The sequence below is a fragment of the Streptomyces sp. NPDC058335 genome (assembly GCF_042723915.1).
Lineage (GTDB): Bacteria > Actinomycetota > Actinomycetes > Streptomycetales > Streptomycetaceae > Streptomyces.
Window position 1 is genome coordinate 185,750 of the sequence record NZ_JBHXHX010000013.1, and the last position, 18,669, is coordinate 204,418.

Consider the following 18,669-nt stretch of genomic DNA (forward strand, 5'->3'; position numbering starts at 1 on the left):
GGTGGCGGGGCGAGGAGAGCGGGGCTCGGCCCACCCGTGGGCGGCGGCGAGGGAACCCGGGCTCAGCCCACCAGCCGCAGCCGCTCCCCGCACACCCCCACCGTCACCCGCTGCCCCCACGTCAGCTCCACCGCGTCGCTCTCGATGCCGTCGCCGAAGGCGATGAGCCGCTCGGACTCGACGGTCAGGGTCAGCCTGGCGCCGGCCGCGAGTTCGCCCGCGACCAGCGAGGTTCCCGTGGCCGGGGACGGCCAGGCCTCCCGGACGAACCACAGGAGCCGCTGCTCGGACGGTCCCGGCAGGAGCGGGACGCTCCCGCCCCGCTCCTGCCACACCGAGCGGATCCAGCCGGTGGCCCCCGTGCCGGTGCCGACCAGCACCCCGGAGGAGGCCTGGGCCTCGGCGGCACCCCCGTCGCCGTCGAGGCCCAGGCGGTACCGGGCGGTCTGGTGGCCGGCCGCGCCGAGGTAGATCTCGTTCAGTGCCACCAGCCGTTGGGTGTCGTCGGCGACGGCCTCCACCATGGTCAGCTCCTCGACGCCCGCGGTGGCGGCCAGCAGCGCCCCGGCGTCCGCGGGCCGGTGCCGGACCAGGACGCCCGGATTGCGGCCGGGGTCCGTGTCGATGCCCACCACCGGCTGTCCCGCGAGGTACTTGGCCACGTTGGCCACCAGCCCGTCCTGGCCGACCACGACCACGACGTCCTCGGGCGCGAACAGGAAGCGGTCCAAGTCCCCGCGCTCCACGCGTGTCTGGCGCCAGGTCAGTGGAATCGCCGCCGTCACCTCGGCCAGGGCCCGCCGGGTGCGGCGGTGGCGTTCGGCGATCTCCTCGATGTCCCGGCCCCGCGTGGAGAGGAAGAAGGCGGCCTGGCCGTGCGTGCCGTGCCGGGCCACCAACTCCTCGTACTCCGTGGTGCGGTGGACCAGCACGGCCCGCGGGGCGAGACTCACTCCGATGCTCCGAGCTTGGCCAGCAGCCCGGTCAGCACGTCCGGCGAGACGGTCAGGCTGTCGATGCGCGGCAGGTTCTCCGCGAGCCGGGTGCCGGTGAGCGCGTGCAGGGTCGTCACATCGACGTCCGCGTGCACCCGGAGCCAGGCCGCCTGGGCCTCCGCCCGTGCCTCGCCCACCTCACGCGCGGCCTCCGCCTCCGCGTGGGCCAGCCGTACCGTCCGGGTCGCCTCCGCCTCGGCGCGCACCTTGTCGGCCGCCGCGTTCTCCTCGGCCTCGCGGCGGGCGTTCGTCCCGCGCTGGTCGACCAGCCGCTCCTCGCGCCGGGCAAGTTCGATCTTGCTGGCGAGCTCGTTCTCGGCGATCGTCCGCTCCCGCTCGACGGCCACCGCCCGCCGCTCGTACGTCGCCCGGTCGGCCTCCTGCTGGATCTGCTCGCGCGCCGGGGTACGCAGGGCCCGCTCCACCTCGGGCTCCGGTCGCAGCGCCACCACACGTACGGCGACGATCTCGATGCCGGTGGCGGGCAGCCGGGGTTCCGCCGCGAGCCCGGCCGCGACCCGCTCACGCACCGACGTCACCCCGTCGACCAGTGCCTCGGACAGCGGCGTACGGGCCAGCACGTCCAGCGCGTGCTGCTGGGCCGTCTCGGTCAGCAGGGTGCCGAGCTGTTCCAGGGGAGCGCCGCGCCAGGCCCCGGTGTCCGGGTCGATCGAGAAGTCGAGGCGGGCGGCGGCCACGGCCGGGTCGCTGACCCGGTAGGTCACGGTCGCCTGCACGGCGAGGTCCTGGAAGTCGGCCGTACGGGCGTGGAAGGTCATGGCCAACTCGCGGTCGTCCACCGGAACTTCGGAGAGCGCGGCGGTCAGCGAGCGGAACCAGAAGCTGAGTCCGGGGCCGTCGTGCACCAGCGTGCCGGAGCGGTGGTGGCGGATGTGCGCCGTCGGGGCGCCCCGCAGGTGGCGCCAGCCCAGGCGCCGGGTGATGTCGGCCACGGGATCCCCCTCGCGTCGAACGATTTTCGTCACTGCGACGATAACGGAGGGGTTCACTTGTCGTCAAGGGGACGAAAACAACGTCGGGCGGAATCCGGCCAGGAGCGGGTGAAGGCGGGCCCCGAAGGTCAGGATGGAGGCATGGGATTCCATGTCGACTCCGAGGCCGGGCGGCTGCGCCGCGTCATCCTGCACCGGCCGGATCTCGAGCTCAAAAGGCTCACCCCCAGCAACAAGAACGCCCTCCTCTTCGACGACGTGCTCTGGGTGCGCCGGGCGCGCGCCGAGCACGACGGCTTCGCGGACGTCCTGCGGGACCGCGGTGTCGCCGTCCACATCTTCGGCGATCTGCTCACCGAGGCCCTGGAGATCCCGGCGGCCCGAGCGCTCGTCCTGGACCGGGTCTTCGACGAGAAGGAGTACGGGGTCCTCGCCACCGACCACCTCCGTGCCGCCTTCGAGAACCTGCCCGCGTCCGAACTGGCCGAGGTCCTCGTCGGCGGCATGACCAAGAGGGAGTTCCTCGACGCGCACGCGGAGCCGACCTCCGTGCGCTTCCATGTCATGGAGCTGGACGACTTCCTGCTCGGCCCCCTCCCCAACCACCTCTTCACCCGCGACACCTCCGCCTGGATCTACGACGGCGTCTCCATCAACGCGATGCGCTGGCCGGCCCGGCAGCGCGAGACCGTGCACTTCGAGGCGATCTACCGCTACCACCCCCTCTTCCGCGCGGAAACGTTCCAGCTCTGGTCGGAGGGCCAGGCCGACTACCCCTCCACCATCGAGGGCGGGGACGTCCTCGTCATCGGCAACGGCGCCGTCCTCATCGGCATGAGCGAGCGCACCACCCCCCAGGCCGTCGAGATGCTCGCCCACAAGCTGTTCGCGGCGGGCTCGGCCACCACGATCGTCGCCCTCGACATGCCGAAGCGGCGCGCCTTCATGCACCTCGACACCGTGATGACGATGGTCGACGGCGACGTCTTCACCCAGTACGCGGGCCTCGGCATGCTCCGCTCGTACACCATCGAACCGGGCGTCGGCGAGAAGGAACTCAAGGTCACCGACCATCCGCCGGAGCACATGCACCGCGCGATCGCCGCCGCTCTCGGCCTCAGCGAGATCCGCGTCCTCACCGCCACCCAGGACGTGCACGCCGCCGAACGCGAGCAGTGGGACGACGGCTGCAACGTGCTGGCGGTCGAGCCGGGCGTCGTCGTCGCCTATGAACGCAACGCCACCACCAACACGCATCTGCGCAAGCAGGGCATCGAGGTCATAGAGATCCCGGGCAGTGAGCTGGGCCGGGGGAGGGGCGGGCCGCGCTGCATGAGCTGTCCGGTGGAGCGGGGGCCGGTATAGGCGCCGACCGGAGGGCGGGACGGGGGAGCGGGACGGGGATGTATAGAAATGCTTAATGTCGTATAGACTTCCATGGTCCTGTCATTGGTCCTGCCCTTGAACCCGTTCGAGGGCACTTGTTCACCGCACCTCTGGAGCGCCCCCATGGCGACAGTCCCGACCGCCCTCGCCGGCCGCCACTTCCTCAAGGAGCTGGACCTCACCCAGGAGGAGTTCCGCGGACTGATCGAGCTGGCCGCCGAGCTGAAGGCCGCCAAGAAGGCCGGGACCGAGACGCGGTACCTCACCGGCAGGAACATCGCGCTGATCTTCGAGAAGACCTCCACGCGCACCCGCTGCGCGTTCGAGGTCGCCGCCGCCGACCAGGGCGCCTCGACCACCTACCTCGACCCGAGCGGCTCGCAGATCGGCCACAAGGAGTCCGTGAAGGACACCGCGCGCGTCCTCGGCCGGATGTACGACGGCATCCAGTACCGCGGCGACAGCCAGGACAAGGTCGAGGAGCTGGCCGCGCACGCAGGTGTGCCCGTCTACAACGGCCTCACCGACGACTGGCACCCCACCCAGATGCTCGCCGACGTGCTCACCATGACCGAGCACACCGCCAAGCCGCTGCACGAGGTCGCCTTCGCCTACCTCGGTGACGCCCGCTTCAACATGGGCAACTCCTACCTGGTCACCGGTGCCCTGCTCGGCATGGACGTGCGGATCGTCGCCCCCAAGACCTACTGGCCCGCCCAGGAGATCGTCGACCGCGCGCGCGAACTGGCCGAGACCAGCGGCGCGCGCGTCACCCTCACCGAGTCACTGGCCGAGGGCGTACGGGGCGCCGACTTCGTCGCCACCGACGTGTGGGTCTCCATGGGAGAGCCCAAGGAGATCTGGGACGAGCGGATCGCGGCCCTCGCGCCGTACGCCGTGACCATGGACGTCCTGCGTGCCACCGGCAACCCGGACGTCCGGTTCCTGCACTGCCTGCCCGCCTTCCACGACCTCGGCACCAAGGTCGGCCGCGAGATCCACGACCGGCACGGCCTGGACTCGCTGGAGGTCACCGACGAGGTCTTCGAGTCCGACCACTCCGTCGTCTTCGACGAGGCCGAGAACCGGCTGCACACCATCAAGGCCGTCCTGGTCGCGACGATCGCCAGGTGAGGTCCGGCTCTACGCCGGACGCGGCCGCCCCTGCGGCGGCACCGCGGCCAGCCGGAACCACACCGCCTTGCCGTTCTCCGTCGGCCGGTGACCGCAGGACGAGCTGAGCGCCCGGATCAGCAGCAGCCCGCGCCCGTGCTCCTGCCACGGGTCGGGCTCCCGGCCGGCGGCCGGACGGGTCAGGTCGCCGGGCGGCACCGGGTCGGGGTCGTGCACCTCGACCTGGCAGCCGGTCGGCAGCAGCTGCACCACCAGCTCTATCGGATCGTCCCCGGCGGTGTGCTCCACGGCGTTCGCCACCAGCTCGGCGGTCAGCAGCTCAGCCGTGTCGCTGTCCGCCCCGTGCTCCAGCTCCGCCAGCGCCGTGCGGACCAGGGCACGGGCCACCGGCACGGCCGCGGCGGAGTGCGGCAGCGCGATGCGCCAGGAGGCGGCTGCGGAGGGGCGTTCGTGCAAGGCGAGTCCGTTCATGGCGCAGGTTCCCGTGTACGGCATCAGGCGGTCCTGCTTTCGACTTGAGGAATGGTACGGCGGCCTCCGCCAGAGGCCCAGGCCGGTCGCCGTACGGGACCGTCCGCCCCGTCACCGGTCGGCCTACCCGGCACAACGGTCCCGCGCCCACCCCTGATCCCGTTGTTACCGCGTTATCGACGACCGGTGACGCGTGTGACGCGGACCGGTCACGCGGTGACACATCCGTCGCATACCCGCCTCGCCTATCGCGCACTCCTGACGACAGTCACATACAGGTGATAACTTCGAGGGGACCGCTCGTCGAGGAGGCCGCCCTCATGAGTCCCTTCACCGGCTCCGCCGCCCGCACCTCCGACTGGCGCCACCTGCGCGTCACCCACACCGACGGCGTCGCCACCGTCACCCTCGCCCGCCCCGAGAAGCTCAACGCGCTCACCTTCGGCGCCTACGCCGACCTGCGCGACCTGCTCGCCGAACTGTCCCGGGAACGCACGGTGCGCGCCCTGGTGCTGGCCGGCGAGGGACGTGGCTTCTGCTCCGGCGGAGACGTCGAGGAGATCATCGGCGCCACCCTCGCCCTGGACACCGCCCAGCTCCTCGACTTCAACCGGATGACCGGCCAGGTCGTCCGGGCGATACGGGAGTGTCCGTTCCCCGTGATCGCCGCCGTGCACGGGGTGGCCGCCGGGGCGGGCGCGGTGCTGGCCCTGGCCGCGGACTTCCGGGTCGCCGACCCCAGCGCCCGCTTCGCGTTCCTCTTCACGCGCGTCGGCCTCTCCGGCGGCGACATGGGCGCCGCCTACCTCCTGCCCCGCGTCGTCGGCCTCGGCCACGCCACTCGCCTCCTCATGCTGGGCGAACCGGTACGCGCACCCGAGGCGGAGCGGATCGGCCTGATCAGCGAACTGACGGAAGAGGCCCACGCGGACGAGGCAGCCCACCGCCTGGCCCGTCGCCTGGCCGACGGACCGGCCCTGGCGTACGCCCAGACCAAGGCCCTCCTGACGGCGGAACTCGACATGCCCCTGGCGGCGGCGGTGGAGCTGGACGCGGCGACCCAGGCCCTCCTGATGAACGGCGAGGACTACGCGGAGTTCCACGCGGCCTTCACGGAGAAGCGCCCCCCGAAGTGGAGGGGACGGTAACCATGGTGGCCGACGTGGGAACGCCGACCCCAGGGGCGCACCCCCCACGCATCGCGATCATCGGCGGAGGCCCAGGAGGTCTGTACACCGCGGCCCTCCTGAAACGGCGCGCCCCCGACCGCCAGGTCACCCTCTGGGAACGCACCACCCCCGACAACACCTTCGGTTTCGGAGTCGTCCTCTCCGACGAGACCCTCGGCGGCATAGAACACGCCGACCCCGCCGTCCACGAGGCCCTCCGGCGGAACTTCACCCGCTGGGACGACATAGAGATCGTCCACAGGAACACCCGCCACACCGCCGGAGGCCACGGCTTCGCCGCCCTGGGCAGAAAACGCCTCCTGGAGATCCTGCACACCCGCTGCCACGCCCTCGGCGTGGACCTGCGCCCGCACACCGAGGCACCCCCGGTGGAGCGCCTCGCGGAGACCTACGACCTGGTCGTCGCCGCCGACGGCGTGCACAGCGCCACCCGAGAGGCCTACGCGGACGTCTTCCGCCCCCGAGTCACCGCCCACCGCTGCCGCTACATCTGGCTCGCCGCCGACTTCGCCTTCGACGCCTTCCGCTTCGAGATCGCCGAGACCGAGCACGGCGTGATGCAGCTGCACGGCTACCCCTACGCACCCGGAGCCTCCACCGTCATCGTCGAGATGCGCGAGGAGGTGTGGCACGCGGCCGGATTCGACGAAGTCACCCCGCAGGAGTCGGTCGAGCGCTGCGCCAAGATCTTCGCGGACGCGCTCGGCGGACGGCCGCTCAGGTCGAACAACTCGGCGTGGACGACGTTCCGCACGGTGGTCAACGAGCGCTGGTCGCACGGCAATGTGGTGCTGCTGGGCGACGCCGCCCACACCGCCCACTTCTCCATCGGCTCCGGCACCAAGCTCGCCGTCGAGGACGCGCTGGCGCTGACGGCCTGCCTGGAGGAACACCCCGACCTGCGCTCGGCGTTGACCGCCTACGAGGAGGAGCGCAGGCCGGTCGTCGCTTCCGCCCAGCGTGCCGCCCGCGCCAGCCTGGAGTGGTTCGAGAACCTCGCCCTGTACGTCGGCCAGCCGCCGCGCCGGTTCGCCTTCAACCTGCTCACCCGCAGTCGCCGCGTCACCCACGACAACCTCCGGCTGCGCGACGGGCGCTTCACCACCGGCGTGGAACGGGAGTTCGGCTGCCCGCCCGGCACCCCCCCGATGTTCACGCCGTTCCGACTGCGCGGTCTGACCCTGCGCAACCGGGTCGTCGTCTCCCCGATGGACATGTACTCGGCGGCCGACGGCGTCCCCGGCGACCTCCACCTCGTCCACCTCGGCGCCCGCGCCCTCGGCGGGGCCGGACTGGTGATGACGGAAATGGTGTGCGTGTCCCCCGAGGGGCGCATCACACCCGGCTGTGCCGGTCTCTACACCGGTCGGCAGGGGGAGGCGTGGCGGCGGATCACCGACTTCGTGCACGAGCGGGCGCCGGGCACCGCGATCGGCGTGCAGCTCGGCCACTCCGGGCGCAAGGGCTCGACCCGGCTGATGTGGGAGGGCATGGACGAACCCCTCCCGGACGGCAACTGGCCGCTCCTGGCCGCCTCCCCGCTGCCGTACAAGCCGGGAAGCCAGCTGCCCAGGGAGCTGGGCCGGGCGCAACTCACCGATCTGCGTGAGCGGTTCGTGGCGGCCGCAAGGCGGGCCGCGCGGGCCGGGTTCGACCTTCTCGAACTGCACTGCGCGCACGGCTACCTGCTGTCCGGGTTCCTCTCCCCGCTGACGAACCGGCGCACCGACGCCTACGGCGGCTCGCTCGAGCGGCGGCTACGGTTCCCGCTGGAGGTCTTCGACGCCGTACGGGCCGTGTGGCCGGAGGAACGGCCCATGACCGTGCGGATCTCCGCGACCGACTGGGCCGACGGCGGGACCACGGCCGAGGACGCCGTCGAGATCGCCCGCGCCTTCGCCGCGCACGGCGCCGACGCGATCGACGTCTCCACCGGACAGGTCGTCGCCGAGGAGGCACCGGAGTACGGGCGGTCGTACCAGACGCCGTTCGCGGACCGGATCCGGCACGAGGCGCGGGTCCCGGTGATCGCGGTCGGCGCGATCTCCTCCTGGGACGACGTCAACTCGCTGCTCCTGGCCGGACGCGCGGACCTGTGCGCGCTGGCCCGCCCGCACCTGTACGACCCGCACTGGACGCTGCACGCAGCCGCCGAGCAGGGCTACGACGGACCGGGCGCCGTCTGGCCGGCGCCGTACCGGGCAGGCAGCCGGCCACCCCGGACCGGCCGCATCGACGCCCCCAAGCCCCGCCTTGCGCTGGGGAGTTGAGGCCCGGGTCAGGCGTCCGGGAGGAGGCCCGCGAACTCGGCGCCCGCGTCCCGCAGCCGTTCGTGCAGCCCTCGGAACACGGCCGCCGAGCGGGCCCCCGGCCAGTCCCCAGGGAGCAGCCCGGCGGGCAGCCCGGGGTCGGTGTAGGGCAGGTGGCGCCAGGCGTCCAGGGCGAGGAGGTAGCCGCGGTACGCCTCCTCCGGCGGGGTGTCCGCGCGCCGCTCCCAGGCGTGCAGCACGCGCGCGTGGCGGTCGAGGAACGCCTCGTGCTCCTTGGCGATGGCTGCCAGGTCCCACCAGCGGGCGACGGCCTCTACGGTCGGCGCGAAGCCGAGGTGCTCGCCGCGGAAGAGGTCGACGTAGGCGTCCAGGCGCAACCGTTCCAGGGTGTGCCGGGTCTCCTCGTACAGCCGGGCGGGGGCGATCCACACGCCGGGAGCGGCCGTGCCGAAGCCGAGACCGGCCAGCCGGGAGCGCAGAACGTGCCGCTTCTGCCGCTCCGACTCCGGCACCGAGAACACCGCCAGCACCCAGCCCTCGTCCTCGGGCGGCGCGGTGGCGTAGATGCGCCGGTCGCCGTCCTCCAGCAACTGCCGGGCCTCCGCGGACAGTTCGTAACCGGCGGCCCCGTGCGCCGTGCGGGCGGGCAGCAGCAGGCCGCGTCGTTTCAGCCGGGACACCGAGGAGCGCACGGAGGGCGCGTCGACGCCGACCGCGGCGAGCAGCCGGATCAGTTCGGCGACGGGCACCGGGCCCGGCGCGAAGCGGCCGTACGCGCCGTAGAGCGTGACGATGAGGGACCGAGGTGCGGGCTGGTCGGACACGTTGATCATCTTAGGTCGTCGGCATCACTGCTGGTCACCATCGGTATCACCCGTGGTGCGCAACCGGAAGCGCTGGAGTTTGCCGGTCGCGGTGCGCGGCAGCGCGTCCAGGAAGACGATCTCCCGCGGACACTTGTACGGCGCCAGCTCCGCCTTGACGAACTCCCGCAGCGCCTCGGCGTCCGGCCGCGCCCCGGCCCGCAGGACGGCGAACGCCACCACCAGCTGCCCGCGCGCCTCGTCCGGCCGTCCGACGACCGCCGTCTCGACGACGTCGGGATGCCGCAGCAGCGCGTCCTCCACCTCGGGGCCCGCGATGTTGTACCCGGCCGACACGATCATGTCGTCGGCGCGGGCCACGTACCGGAAGTAGCCGTCGTCCTCGCGGACGTAGGTGTCGCCGGTGACGTTCCACCCGTCGCGCACGTACTCGCGCTGCCGCGGGTCGGCGAGGTAGCGGCAGCCCACCGGGCCGCGCACGGCGAGCAGCCCGGGACGACCGTCGGGGACGGGCTCGCCGTTCTCGTCCTGCACGCGCGCCTGCCATCCCGGCACGGGAACACCCGTGGTGCCCGGCCTGATCCGCTCGTCGGCCGCGGAGATGAAGATGTGCAGCAGTTCGGTGGCCCCGATCCCGTTGATCAGGCGCAGCCCGGTCCGCTCGTGCCAGGCCCGCCAGGTGGCCGCGGGCAGGTTCTCACCGGCGGAGACACAGCGGCGCAGCGACGACACGTCGTGCCCGTCGAGGACGCCGAGCATCGCCCGGTAGGCGGTGGGCGCGGTGAACAGCACGGACACCCGGTGCTCGGCGATGGCCGGCAACAGCTGCTGCGGGCCCGCCTGTTCGAGCAGCAGGGCGCTCGCGCCGGCCCGCATCGGAAAGACGAGCAGCCCGCCGAGACCGAAGGTGAAACCGAGCGGGGGACTGCCCGCGAACACGTCGTCGGCGCGCGGAGCGAGCACGTGCCGGGAGAAGGTGTCGGCGATCGCCAGCACGTCCCGGTGGAAGTGCAGACACCCCTTGGGCCGGCCGGTGGTGCCCGAGGTGAAGGCGATCAGCGCCACGTCGTCGGCGGCGGTTTCCACGGCGGTGAACGGGGCGCCGGGCGCCGGCCGGTTCAGCAGGTCGTCGGGGGCGTCACCGCCGTACACCGCGATCCGCAGCCCCGGTATCTCCGCCTTGGCGAGGTCGTCCACGGAGCGGATGTCGCACAGGGCGTGCTCCACCCGGGCGATCTCGCACATCGTCCGCAGTTCGTGCGAGCGCTGCTGGGCCAGCACGGTGACCGCGATCGCGCCCGCCTTCAGCACCGCCAGCCAGCAGGCCGCCAGCCACGGCGTGGTCGGCCCGCGCAGCAGCACCCGGTTGCCCGGTACGACGCCCAGCTCGCCGGTGAGGAGGTGCGCGAGCCGGTCGACGCGGGCGCGCAGCTCCCCGTACGTCCAGGACGGGCCGGTCGGGGTGCGGAACACCGGCCGGCCGGGGGCGCCGCCGTCGAGCAGTTCGGCGGCGGCGTTCAGCCGTTCGGGGTAGCGCAGCTCCGGCAGGCCGAAACGCAGCCGGGGCCACTGGCCGGGTGGCGGGAGGTGGTCGCGCGCGAAGGTGTCGACGTGGGCCGAGGCGTGCATGGCGGGTCGCCCCCTTGCCTTTGGTGGGCGCCCGGGGCGCCGTGGCGGGCGTGGTGGTGGGCTCGCGCACCGAGCGTATCGCGTTGGTGACGACAGTCAACGGTTCGCGATACCGTGGGAGCGGCAGAGGAAAGGCCAGCGGTGGAGAGGGGCGGCGATGCCCGCATTCTCGCTCGAACCGGAACAGACCGCCTGGTGTGCCGCGCTGCGCACCCTGGCCGCCGACCGGCTGCGCCCGCTCGCCGAGAAGGGCGAACCGGGCCGGGTCAACCGCCCCCTCCTCGCCGAACTCGGCCGACTGGGCCTGCTGTCCCGCCTGTTCACCTCAGGCGCCCTCGACCTCTGCCTGATGCGCGAATCCCTCGCCCACGCCTGCACCGAGGCCGAGACCGCCCTCGCCCTCCAGGGCCTCGGCGCCCACCCCGTCCACGCGCACGGCACCCGCGAGCAGCGCGAGCGCTGGCTGCCCCGCGTCACCGACGGCAGCGCCGTGGCCGCGTTCGCGCTCAGCGAGCCGGGGGCGGGCTCGGACGCGGCCGCCCTCTCCCTCGCCGCGGAGCCCGACGGCCCCGGCGGCTGGCGCCTGACCGGTGAGAAGTGCTGGATCTCCAACGCCCCCGAGGCCGACTTCGCCACCGTCTTCGCCCGTACGACGCCCGGAGCCGGTGCCCGCGGCGTCACCGCGTTCCTGGTCCCCGCCGACCGCCCCGGCCTGACCGGCACCGCCCTGGACATGCTCTCCCCGCACCCCGTCGGAACCCTCGTCTTCGACGCCGTCCCGGTGACCACGGCCGACCTGCTCGGCGAACCGGACCGCGGCTTCCGCGTGGCGATGGCCACCCTCAACATCTTCCGGCCCAGCGTCGGCGCCTTCGCCGTCGGCATGGCCCAGGCCGCACTCGACGCCACCCTCACCCACACCGCGCGACGAGACGCCTTCGGCGGCAAGCTGAGAGACCTCCAGACGGTCGCCCACCAGGTCGCCGAGATGTCCCTGCGCACGGAGGCGGCCCGCCTGATGGTCTACGCCGCCGCCACGGCGTACGACACCGGCGACCCGGACGTGCCACGCCGCGTCGCCATGGCGAAGCTCCTCGCCACCGAGACCGCGCAGTACGTCGTCGACGCGGCCGTCCAGCTCCACGGCGCCCGCGCCCTGTGCCGGGGCCACCTGCTGGAACACCTGTACCGCGAGGTACGGGCGCCACGGATCTACGAGGGGGCGAGCGAGGTGCAACGCGCCATCATCGCGAAGGAGTTGTACGCGGAGGCGGAGCGCGCGGAGGCGGCGGGCGAGGACGTGCCGTCCCGAGCGGGGCCGGAGGGCGTCCGATGACCGCCGAGCGCGTCAACCCGCCCGGCCTGTCCCCGCCGGCCGGCTTCTCGCACGCGGTCGTCGCGACCGGCTCACGCCTGGTGTTCCTGGCCGGCCAGACCGCGCTGGACGCCGACGGGAAGGTGGTCGGCGACTCGCTGCCGGACCAGTTCGCCCGCGCCCTGGCCAACCTGCTGACCGCCCTCGCGGCGGCCGGCGGCACCCCCGCGGACCTGGCACGCGTCACCGTCTACGTCACGGACGTCGCCGCCTATCGGGCGTCCGCCCCTGAACTCGGGCGCGTGTGGCGGGAGTTGGCCGGCCGGGACTACCCGGCGATGGCGGTCGTCGGGATCGTACGGCTGTGGGACGAGGAGGCCCTCGTCGAGCTGGACGGGTTCGCCGTCCTGGGGGACTGATCAGGCCGCGACGGCGACGGCGACGGGGCGCCGTTCGGCCGGGACGCGGTGCGGGGCCACGACGCGGCCGTCGGGCAGCAGCTCGCCGGAGTCGTCGAAGACGATCGTGCCGTCGCAGAGCAGGGTCCAGCCCTGCTCGGGGTGGGCGGCGACGACGTGTGCGGGGTCGGCCGTGGGGCTCGGGGTCCGGTGGGTACACATGGCGCACCTCCACGTCGGTGGGGTCACCGGGCGGTGGACCCCGTTGAACCGACCATGCGCTCGCGCGGGGGCCGCCGCCAGAGCCCGCCGGGGAGTGTGACAGCACCAGGACAACTCGCGGACCGTTCGCCGACGCACGGTGCGGACTCGCCACCGAAGGAGTGACGATCACGGTCGCGGGCCCGCCCTCCCGGTACCAGTGGAACCCCCTACCAGGAGGTCCACCCATGTCGTTCCACCCAGTCCCGCGCCCCGTCCTGCGTCCCGTCCTCACCGCGGCCGCCGGCGCCGCCCTGCTCCTGCTGGCCGCGCCCGCGGTGACCGCGACCGCCGGCCCGTCCGAGTCCGTGACCGTCGACCCGGTCGGCCGGGTCGCCGCCGACGGTACCGTCACCCTCTCCGGCACCTACCGCTGCACCGGCAACTCCGGTCCCGTCTTCGTCAGTTCCTCCGTCGGGCAGAAGTCCTCGACCACCCGGCACGGCATCGGCGGCACCCGTGCCGTGTGCGACGGCGCCGAGCACCGCTGGGTGAACACGGGCAAGCCTGCGCCCGACCCGGTGGAGCCCGGCGCGGCCCGCGTCGAGGCCACCGTGATGGAACTGCGCCCGGCGGGCGGCCTTCCGCTGCCGCACTTCCACGCGGCGGCCGAGCAGGACGTGACGCTGACGGCGAGCTGAGAGCGTGAACCGACGTCGCGTGCGTTGACGTCGCGGGTGCTGTGGTCCCGGCGGGCGGGCTGCCGGGGCCCCGCCCACGCACGTTAGGATCGCCGGGTGAATACGTACTGGCACGTCGTGCTTCCGCCGCTCGCCGTCTGACGGGCGCAGCACCGAAGCAGTGACCCCCCGCCCCGACCGGCCGCCTCCCGCGCCGGCCGGCGGCCGTGTCGTGCGCCCGTTCCGGATCGAGTCCCAGACGCATTCGACGACGGAAGACCACGACTGTGCCGAACAGCACTTCACGCCTGACCTCCCCGCGCCCGGCCGCCCCGGCGGCCCCGCGCCCCCACCACCCGCTCCTCGGCGGTCCCGCCCCGATACTCACCGCGTGCCTGCTGTGGGGCACCACCGGGACCACCGCCTCCTTCGCCCCGGCCGGCGCGCCCGCCGCGGCCATCGGCTGCGCAGGTCTCGCCCTCGGCGGCATCCTGTTCCTCCTCACCTCCCGCGGCGCCCGCTCGCTGCCGGCCCGCTGCACCCGCTCCGAGCGGTGGCTGCTCGTCCTCGGCGCCCTCGCCGTCGCCGGATACCCGGTCACCTTCTACCCGGCCGTGGCCCGCACCGGCGTGGCCGTGGCCACCGTGATCGCCCTGGGCAGCGCACCCGTCTTCACCGGACTCCTGTCCTGGCTCACCGGCCGGGCCCGGCCGACCGCACGCTGGACCGGCGCCACCTCGGCCGCCGTCCTCGGCTGCACCCTCCTCGTGCTGGGCCCCCGGCTCACCGGAGCCGGCACACCGGTGGACCTCACGGGCGTCCTGCTCGCGGCCTTCGCCGGACTCTCGTACGCCGTCTACGCGTCGATCGGCGGCCGGCTCATCACCCACGGGCACGAGTCCGGCGCGGTGATGGGCGCGCTGTTCGGCGCGGCCGGGCTGCTCGTCCTGCCGCTCGCGCCGTTCGTCGACGTGACCTGGCTCGGCACCGTCAGGGGCGCGGCCGTGGCCGGCTATCTCGCCCTGTTCACCGTCTACCTCTCCTACCGCCTCTTCGGGCACGGACTGCGCCGTACGTCCGCGTCGGCGGCCACGTCACTGACCCTGGCCGAGCCCGCCGTCGCGGCCGTCCTGGGCGTCACCGTCCTCGGCGAGCGCCTGCCGTACGTCTCCTGGTGCGGGCTGGCCGTCCTCGGGGTGGGGCTCGTCCTCCTCGCCGTCCCCGTGAAGGGGGCGGTCGCCGAGGGCCGGTAGCCGGGGGGCCGTCAGCCCGCCCCCACCGTGCCGGTGGCCGAGGGGTGGGTGTGCGCGGCCCGCAGGAGTTCCGCGGCGCCCCGCACGGCCGCGGTGTGCGGGGCGGGCACCGGGCGGACCGGAGTGTGCAGCCTGCCGGTCAACCGGTAGGGGATCTCGGGCCGCAGGGCGCCCCCGCCGGCGAGCAGGGCACCACGCCGGAGGGCGTCCAGCGTCCGCGGCGTGCGGTCCTGCTCCAGCATCGCGGTCACCATGGCGGTGACGGCGTCGACGAGGAGGGCGCCCGGTCGGCCGGTGCCGTCGACGTCATCCGTGCCCAGGGCGGTGCCGCGGGCGTCGATCACCGCACCGTCGGCGAGCAGGACGACCTCCGTGCGACGGGCGCCGAGGTCCACGACCAGGAGCGGCCGGGACAGGTCGGCCCGCGCCGCCACGGCGACGGCACGTGCGGTGGGGACGGTGAGCACGGTGCGCGGCCGCAGGACCTCGACGGCGGCTCGGGCCCGGCCCCGGTGGGCGACGCCGTCCAGGACGGGCGCGGTCACGATGACCAGCGGGCGGCCGGCGGCCGGCCGGCGGTCGCCGAACAGCCGGTCCAGCATCCGTGCCGTACCGGCGGTGTCGGCGGCTCCCGGCTCCGGGACCGGTTCCCCGTTCCCCGAGCCGGTCACCGTGGGGACGTCGAGGATCGTGCCCCGGTCGGAGGTCCAGGCGCGGGTACGGGCGCCGCCCAGGTCGAGGGCGAGGCCGTAGCACTGCCGGCACAGCGGCCACGGCCGGTGCCGGCCGGAGCCGCGACGGGGCGCGGGGATCACCGGTCCGCCTCCCGGACCTGGCGGCAACGGGCACAGTGACGGGCCTGCGGCACGATCTCCAGCAACTCGCGGGCGATGGGCCGCCGGCACAGGCCGCAGGTGCCGTAGCGGCCCTCGTCCATGCGGCGCAGCGCCGCCTCCACGTCGGCGAGGACCATACGGGCGGAGGCGGCGAGCTGGATCCCGACCTCCACCTGCGAGGATGCCCGCCGCTCGCGCAGCGCGTCCCCACGGGCCGGGGCAGCGGCCGTGAGCTGCTGGATCTGCTCCCGGCGGAACAGCAGTTGCTCGCGCAGGTTCTCGCGCAGCGCGGCGAGGTCCTCCGCGGACAGGGCCGGGGTCCGTTCGACGACGGTCCGGTGGTTCACGACTTCACCCCTCGGTCAGAACGTGACAGGACAAGGAAGTGCCGGACGTCAGGCACAGTGGCGCTGGCAGACGACGCAGAACCGCGTGTAGGGCAGGATCTCCAGGCGTTCGGCGGGGACGGGCCGCGAGCAGCCCAGGCAGGTGCCGTAACTGCCGTCCCCGACACGCGCGAAGGCCGCCTCGATCTCGGCGAGCACGCGCTGGACGGCGTCCTTCTGCCCGGACATCACCTGGTCCGCCCCGTCCCGCCCGGCCTCGTCGATGGCCCGCAGCTGGGTCAGCCGGGCGTTGCGCTCGTGCTCCAGACGCTGCCGGGCCTCGTGCGCCGTCAGACGCTCGGGACGGCCTTCGGTCGGGGGCGTGTCGAGCGACGACATGGCGGTCCTCCTCCTCCGGTGGGGGAGCGGCCGGCCGGTCGCGGCCGCTGTGTCTCCACCGTCGCCGATGTGCCGCGCCACGCCTATCGGGCGCAGTACCCATCTCGCGCGCCACCCGGTGCCCATCGGGCCCGCCGCCCAGGCGGGGCGCACGGCAGGAAATGGGCATCAGAGCCCATCGACGTGGCGCCGGACAGCCCGCAGGCTGTCTGGGGGGCCGGTCGGTCCGCGTCCCGCGGCTCACGCGCGCGGGGGCGGCGACCGGCCCCGGCGACGAGAGGAACGGTGTACGAGGTGTACGCACCGTGTCACGACGAAAGGCGCGATTCCCGGTGTCCCTGTTCTGGCGGATCTTCGGGCTGAACGCGGTGGTGCTGGGCACGGCCACCGCGCTGCTGCTGTGGGCTCCGGTGACCGTCTCCGTACCGGTCCTGCTCACCGAGGCGGTGATCCTGGTGGGCGGCCTGCTGGTCATGCTGGTCGCCAACGCGGCCCTCCTGCGGCTCGCGCTGACCCCGCTCGACCGGCTCACCCGCCTGATGACCACGGTCGACCTGCTGCGCCCCGGCCAGCGGCTGCCCGCGCACGGCCTGCGCGAGGTCGCCGACCTCATCCGCACCTTCAACGCCATGCTCGACCGGCTGGAGAACGAGCGGGCGGCGAGCAGCGGACGCGTCCTGCTGGCGCAGGAGGCCGAACGCCGCCGCATCGCGCAGGAGCTGCACGACGAGGTCGGGCAGACCATGACCGCGATCCTGCTGTCGCTGAAGCGGGCGGCGGACGAGGCGGACGAGCCCCTGCGCGGGGAACTCCAGCAGGCCCAGGAGATCACCCGCGGCAGCCTGGACGAAGTACGCCGCCTGGTACGCCGGCTGCGGCCGGGCGTACTCGACGACCTCGGCCTGGTCAGCGCCCTGACCTCGCTCACCACCGAGTTCACCACCCACGCCGGGCTGCGCGTCCTGCGCCGTTTCGACGCGGACCTGCCGGCCCTTGACCCGCAGACGGAGCTGGTGCTGTACCGGGTCGCCCAGGAGAGCCTGACCAACGCGGCCCGCCATGCCGGGGCCGGCCGGGTCGAGGTCAGCCTGCGGCACACGGACGGCGCGCTGGTGCTGGCCGTGGCCGACGACGGCAGCGGAACCGGCATCGGGCACGAGGGCGCGGGCATCCGGGGGATGCGTGAACGGGCGCTGCTCGTGGGGGCCACCCTGGACATCGTCTCCGAGCCGCTGACCGGTACACAGGTCCGGCTGACCGTGCCCGCCCGGAAGAAGGTGCCATGACCCCGACCGACCCGTCCGCGATCCGTATCCTCCTCGCCGACGACCACGCGCTGGTACGACGCGGGGTGCGGCTCATCCTCGACCGGGAACCCGACCTCGAGGTCGTCGCCGAGGCCGGGGACGGCGCCGAGGCCATCGCCCTGGCTCGGGCCCACGACATCGACCTGGCCGTGCTGGACATCGCCATGCCCCGGATGACCGGCCTCCAGGCGGCCCGTGAACTCGTCGCGCTGAAACCGGGACTGCGCATCCTGATGCTGACGATGCACGACAACGAGCAGTACTTCTTCCAGGCGTTGAAGGCCGGGGCCGGCGGATACGTGCTCAAGTCCGTGGCCGACCGCGACCTGGTCGCCGCCTGCCGGGCCGCCGTGCGCGACGAACCCTTCCTCTACCCCGGCGCGGTCACCGCCCTCGTACGCAACTACCTCGACCGCGTCCGCCACGGCGAGGAACCCCCGGACCGGCTGCTGACCGCGCGCGAGGAGGAAGTCCTCAAACTCGTCGCGGAGGGCAACTCCTCGAAGGAGATCGCGGATACGCTCTTCATCAGCATCAAGACCGTCCACCGGCACCGTGCGAACCTCCTGCACAAACTCGGCATGCGCGACCGGCTGGAACTCACCCGGTACGCCATCCGCGCCGGTCTCATCGAACCCTGAACCGCCGGCACGGAAACCACGACGGAACGCGGGAGAGGGGGACGGCACATGACACGCACGGCGCGCCCCGTCCCCCGTCCCAGGGCGACTGCAGCGGCTCTGCTCGTCGCCCTCCTCGTCGTCCTCGCCAACCTCCTCGCCCCGGCCGCCTACGACACCTCCCACGCCCCGGACACCGTCTCCGTGCAGGCGAGCGGCGCCCCCGTCGCCGACGACGCGCCGCCCGCGGTCCGCACGGCCGCGGTCCGCGTCCACGGCGACCTCCCCGCACCGCCCGCCGCCGCACTCGTCCCCCGGCACTCGGCCGATCCCGCGCCGCCGGGAATCCCGGCCCCGCCGACGGCCGTACATCCCTCCGTCCGCCCGCGACCGGCGGACGGTCACCCGCTGCGCGCTCCGCCGCCTCCTCCAGGCATCTGACGTCCCCTTTTTCCTTCGCCGCGGTCCCGCCCGGACGCGGC

Annotated in this window: 20 protein-coding genes; 11 read left to right on the plus strand and 9 right to left on the minus strand. The window is 73.6% G+C overall.

Annotated elements, in window-relative coordinates; all coding sequences use genetic code 11:
- Positions 1 to 62 precede the first annotated feature (62 nt).
- Together ACFWJX_RS25670 and ACFWJX_RS25675 are read right to left on the minus strand one after the other, a co-directional pair.
- Positions 63 to 953 (minus strand): hypothetical protein, encoded by an 891-nt coding sequence (locus tag ACFWJX_RS25670; RefSeq protein ID WP_383247519.1) that lies wholly within the window; start codon positions 951 to 953, stop codon positions 63 to 65.
- Positions 950 to 1,948 (minus strand): SPFH domain-containing protein, encoded by a 999-nt coding sequence (locus ACFWJX_RS25675; RefSeq protein WP_383247522.1) that lies wholly within the window; start codon positions 1,946 to 1,948, stop codon positions 950 to 952. The genes ACFWJX_RS25670 and ACFWJX_RS25675 overlap by 4 nt, the downstream gene beginning before the upstream one ends.
- A gap of 141 nt (positions 1,949 to 2,089) precedes the next feature.
- On the opposite strand from ACFWJX_RS25675, the gene ACFWJX_RS25680 reads away from it, so the two are divergent.
- Both ACFWJX_RS25680 and argF read left to right on the plus strand, forming a co-directional pair.
- Positions 2,090 to 3,313 (plus strand): arginine deiminase, encoded by a 1,224-nt coding sequence (locus tag ACFWJX_RS25680; protein ID WP_383247525.1) that lies wholly within the window; start codon positions 2,090 to 2,092, stop codon positions 3,311 to 3,313.
- A 144-nt stretch (positions 3,314 to 3,457) separates the two neighbouring features.
- Complete coding sequence (gene argF / locus ACFWJX_RS25685; RefSeq protein WP_383247528.1) at positions 3,458 to 4,468, plus strand: ornithine carbamoyltransferase; 1,011 nt, start codon at positions 3,458 to 3,460, stop codon at positions 4,466 to 4,468.
- A 9-nt stretch (positions 4,469 to 4,477) separates the two neighbouring features.
- Here argF and ACFWJX_RS25690 read toward each other — a convergent pair whose 3' ends face one another.
- Positions 4,478 to 4,939, minus strand: a complete 462-nt coding sequence (locus ACFWJX_RS25690; RefSeq protein WP_319254752.1) for an ATP-binding protein — start codon at positions 4,937 to 4,939, stop codon at positions 4,478 to 4,480.
- Positions 4,940 to 5,259: 320 nt separating this feature from the next.
- Here ACFWJX_RS25690 and ACFWJX_RS25695 point away from each other — a divergent pair, with 320 nt between their 5' ends.
- Together ACFWJX_RS25695 and ACFWJX_RS25700 are read left to right on the plus strand one after the other, a co-directional pair.
- On the plus strand, positions 5,260 to 6,087 hold the full coding sequence (locus ACFWJX_RS25695) for an enoyl-CoA hydratase family protein (protein WP_383247531.1): 828 nt from the start codon (positions 5,260 to 5,262) through the stop codon (positions 6,085 to 6,087).
- Positions 6,088 to 6,089: 2 nt separating this feature from the next.
- The gene (locus tag ACFWJX_RS25700; RefSeq protein WP_383247534.1) at positions 6,090 to 8,399 is read left to right on the plus strand and encodes a bifunctional salicylyl-CoA 5-hydroxylase/oxidoreductase; all 2,310 of its coding nucleotides are present in this window, start codon (positions 6,090 to 6,092) and stop codon (positions 8,397 to 8,399) included.
- Positions 8,400 to 8,407: 8 nt separating this feature from the next.
- Here the strand turns inward: ACFWJX_RS25700 and ACFWJX_RS25705 are convergent, their stop codons facing one another.
- Positions 8,408 to 9,232: a PaaX family transcriptional regulator C-terminal domain-containing protein gene (locus tag ACFWJX_RS25705; protein ID WP_383247537.1), complete on the minus strand. Its 825-nt coding sequence runs from the start codon at positions 9,230 to 9,232 to the stop codon at positions 8,408 to 8,410.
- 15 nt (positions 9,233 to 9,247) lie between these two features.
- Complete coding sequence (locus tag ACFWJX_RS25710; protein WP_383247540.1) at positions 9,248 to 10,852, minus strand: AMP-binding protein; 1,605 nt, start codon at positions 10,850 to 10,852, stop codon at positions 9,248 to 9,250.
- A 157-nt stretch (positions 10,853 to 11,009) separates the two neighbouring features.
- On the opposite strand from ACFWJX_RS25710, the gene ACFWJX_RS25715 reads away from it, so the two are divergent.
- Positions 11,010 to 12,188 carry an acyl-CoA dehydrogenase family protein gene (locus tag ACFWJX_RS25715; RefSeq protein WP_383247543.1) on the plus strand — a complete coding sequence of 393 codons (1,179 nt, stop codon included), beginning with the start codon at positions 11,010 to 11,012 and terminating at the stop codon, positions 12,186 to 12,188.
- On the plus strand, positions 12,185 to 12,586 hold the full coding sequence (locus tag ACFWJX_RS25720; protein ID WP_383247546.1) for a RidA family protein: 402 nt from the start codon (positions 12,185 to 12,187) through the stop codon (positions 12,584 to 12,586). The genes ACFWJX_RS25715 and ACFWJX_RS25720 overlap by 4 nt, the downstream gene beginning before the upstream one ends.
- Here ACFWJX_RS25720 and ACFWJX_RS25725 read toward each other — a convergent pair whose 3' ends face one another.
- Positions 12,587 to 12,787, minus strand: coding sequence for a DUF5999 family protein (locus ACFWJX_RS25725; protein WP_086770839.1), 201 nt, complete (start codon positions 12,785 to 12,787; stop codon positions 12,587 to 12,589). It abuts the gene before it with no gap.
- 227 nt (positions 12,788 to 13,014) lie between these two features.
- On the opposite strand from ACFWJX_RS25725, the gene ACFWJX_RS25730 reads away from it, so the two are divergent.
- Both ACFWJX_RS25730 and ACFWJX_RS25735 read left to right on the plus strand, forming a co-directional pair.
- Complete coding sequence (locus tag ACFWJX_RS25730; RefSeq protein WP_383247549.1) at positions 13,015 to 13,467, plus strand: DUF6299 family protein; 453 nt, start codon at positions 13,015 to 13,017, stop codon at positions 13,465 to 13,467.
- Between the two features lie 266 nt (positions 13,468 to 13,733).
- A complete protein-coding gene (locus tag ACFWJX_RS25735) occupies positions 13,734 to 14,699 on the plus strand; it encodes a DMT family transporter (protein WP_383247552.1) in 966 nt (321 codons plus the stop codon).
- A gap of 11 nt (positions 14,700 to 14,710) precedes the next feature.
- Here the strand turns inward: ACFWJX_RS25735 and ACFWJX_RS25740 are convergent, their stop codons facing one another.
- The 3 genes from ACFWJX_RS25740 to ACFWJX_RS25750 are packed head-to-tail and all read right to left on the minus strand — an operon-like array spanning position 14,711 to position 16,260.
- Entirely contained in the window at positions 14,711 to 15,514 is an 804-nt protein-coding gene (locus ACFWJX_RS25740) for a hypothetical protein (protein WP_383247555.1), read from the minus strand.
- Positions 15,511 to 15,882, minus strand: coding sequence for a TraR/DksA family transcriptional regulator (locus ACFWJX_RS25745; protein WP_383247558.1), 372 nt, complete (start codon positions 15,880 to 15,882; stop codon positions 15,511 to 15,513). Before ACFWJX_RS25745 ends, ACFWJX_RS25740 begins: the two co-directional genes overlap by 4 nt.
- 48 nt (positions 15,883 to 15,930) lie before the next feature.
- Complete coding sequence (locus tag ACFWJX_RS25750; protein ID WP_383247561.1) at positions 15,931 to 16,260, minus strand: TraR/DksA family transcriptional regulator; 330 nt, start codon at positions 16,258 to 16,260, stop codon at positions 15,931 to 15,933.
- A gap of 332 nt (positions 16,261 to 16,592) precedes the next feature.
- Between ACFWJX_RS25750 and ACFWJX_RS25755 the strand changes: the two genes are divergently transcribed.
- The 3 genes from ACFWJX_RS25755 to ACFWJX_RS25765 are packed head-to-tail and all read left to right on the plus strand — an operon-like array spanning position 16,593 to position 18,628.
- Positions 16,593 to 17,546, plus strand: coding sequence for a HAMP domain-containing sensor histidine kinase (locus ACFWJX_RS25755; RefSeq protein ID WP_383247731.1), 954 nt, complete (start codon positions 16,593 to 16,595; stop codon positions 17,544 to 17,546).
- Positions 17,543 to 18,208 (plus strand): response regulator, encoded by a 666-nt coding sequence (locus ACFWJX_RS25760; RefSeq protein ID WP_383247564.1) that lies wholly within the window; start codon positions 17,543 to 17,545, stop codon positions 18,206 to 18,208. Before ACFWJX_RS25755 ends, ACFWJX_RS25760 begins: the two co-directional genes overlap by 4 nt.
- A gap of 48 nt (positions 18,209 to 18,256) precedes the next feature.
- Positions 18,257 to 18,628, plus strand: a complete 372-nt coding sequence (locus ACFWJX_RS25765) for a hypothetical protein (protein ID WP_383247567.1) — start codon at positions 18,257 to 18,259, stop codon at positions 18,626 to 18,628.
- The last annotated feature ends 41 nt before the right edge of the window (positions 18,629 to 18,669 follow it).

Bases quoted from the DNA above. Each gene is read 5' to 3' on its own strand.
- ACFWJX_RS25680 (WP_383247525.1), top strand. From the start codon at position 2,090: ATGGGATTCCATGTCGACTCCGAGGCCGGGCGGCTGCGCCGCGTCATC.
- ACFWJX_RS25760 (WP_383247564.1), top strand. From the start codon at position 17,543: ATGACCCCGACCGACCCGTCCGCGATCCGTATCCTCCTCGCCGACGAC.
- ACFWJX_RS25700 (WP_383247534.1), top strand. From the start codon at position 6,090: ATGGTGGCCGACGTGGGAACGCCGACCCCAGGGGCGCACCCCCCACGC.
- ACFWJX_RS25695 (WP_383247531.1), top strand. From the start codon at position 5,260: ATGAGTCCCTTCACCGGCTCCGCCGCCCGCACCTCCGACTGGCGCCAC.
- ACFWJX_RS25690 (WP_319254752.1), bottom strand. From the start codon at position 4,939: ATGAACGGACTCGCCTTGCACGAACGCCCCTCCGCAGCCGCCTCCTGG.
- argF (WP_383247528.1), top strand. From the start codon at position 3,458: ATGGCGACAGTCCCGACCGCCCTCGCCGGCCGCCACTTCCTCAAGGAG.
- ACFWJX_RS25730 (WP_383247549.1), top strand. From the start codon at position 13,015: ATGTCGTTCCACCCAGTCCCGCGCCCCGTCCTGCGTCCCGTCCTCACC.
- ACFWJX_RS25715 (WP_383247543.1), top strand. From the start codon at position 11,010: ATGCCCGCATTCTCGCTCGAACCGGAACAGACCGCCTGGTGTGCCGCG.
- ACFWJX_RS25750 (WP_383247561.1), bottom strand. From the start codon at position 16,260: ATGTCGTCGCTCGACACGCCCCCGACCGAAGGCCGTCCCGAGCGTCTG.
- ACFWJX_RS25765 (WP_383247567.1), top strand. From the start codon at position 18,257: ATGACACGCACGGCGCGCCCCGTCCCCCGTCCCAGGGCGACTGCAGCG.
- ACFWJX_RS25725 (WP_086770839.1), bottom strand. From the start codon at position 12,787: ATGTGTACCCACCGGACCCCGAGCCCCACGGCCGACCCCGCACACGTC.
- ACFWJX_RS25720 (WP_383247546.1), top strand. From the start codon at position 12,185: ATGACCGCCGAGCGCGTCAACCCGCCCGGCCTGTCCCCGCCGGCCGGC.
- ACFWJX_RS25710 (WP_383247540.1), bottom strand. From the start codon at position 10,852: ATGCACGCCTCGGCCCACGTCGACACCTTCGCGCGCGACCACCTCCCG.
- ACFWJX_RS25705 (WP_383247537.1), bottom strand. From the start codon at position 9,232: ATGATCAACGTGTCCGACCAGCCCGCACCTCGGTCCCTCATCGTCACG.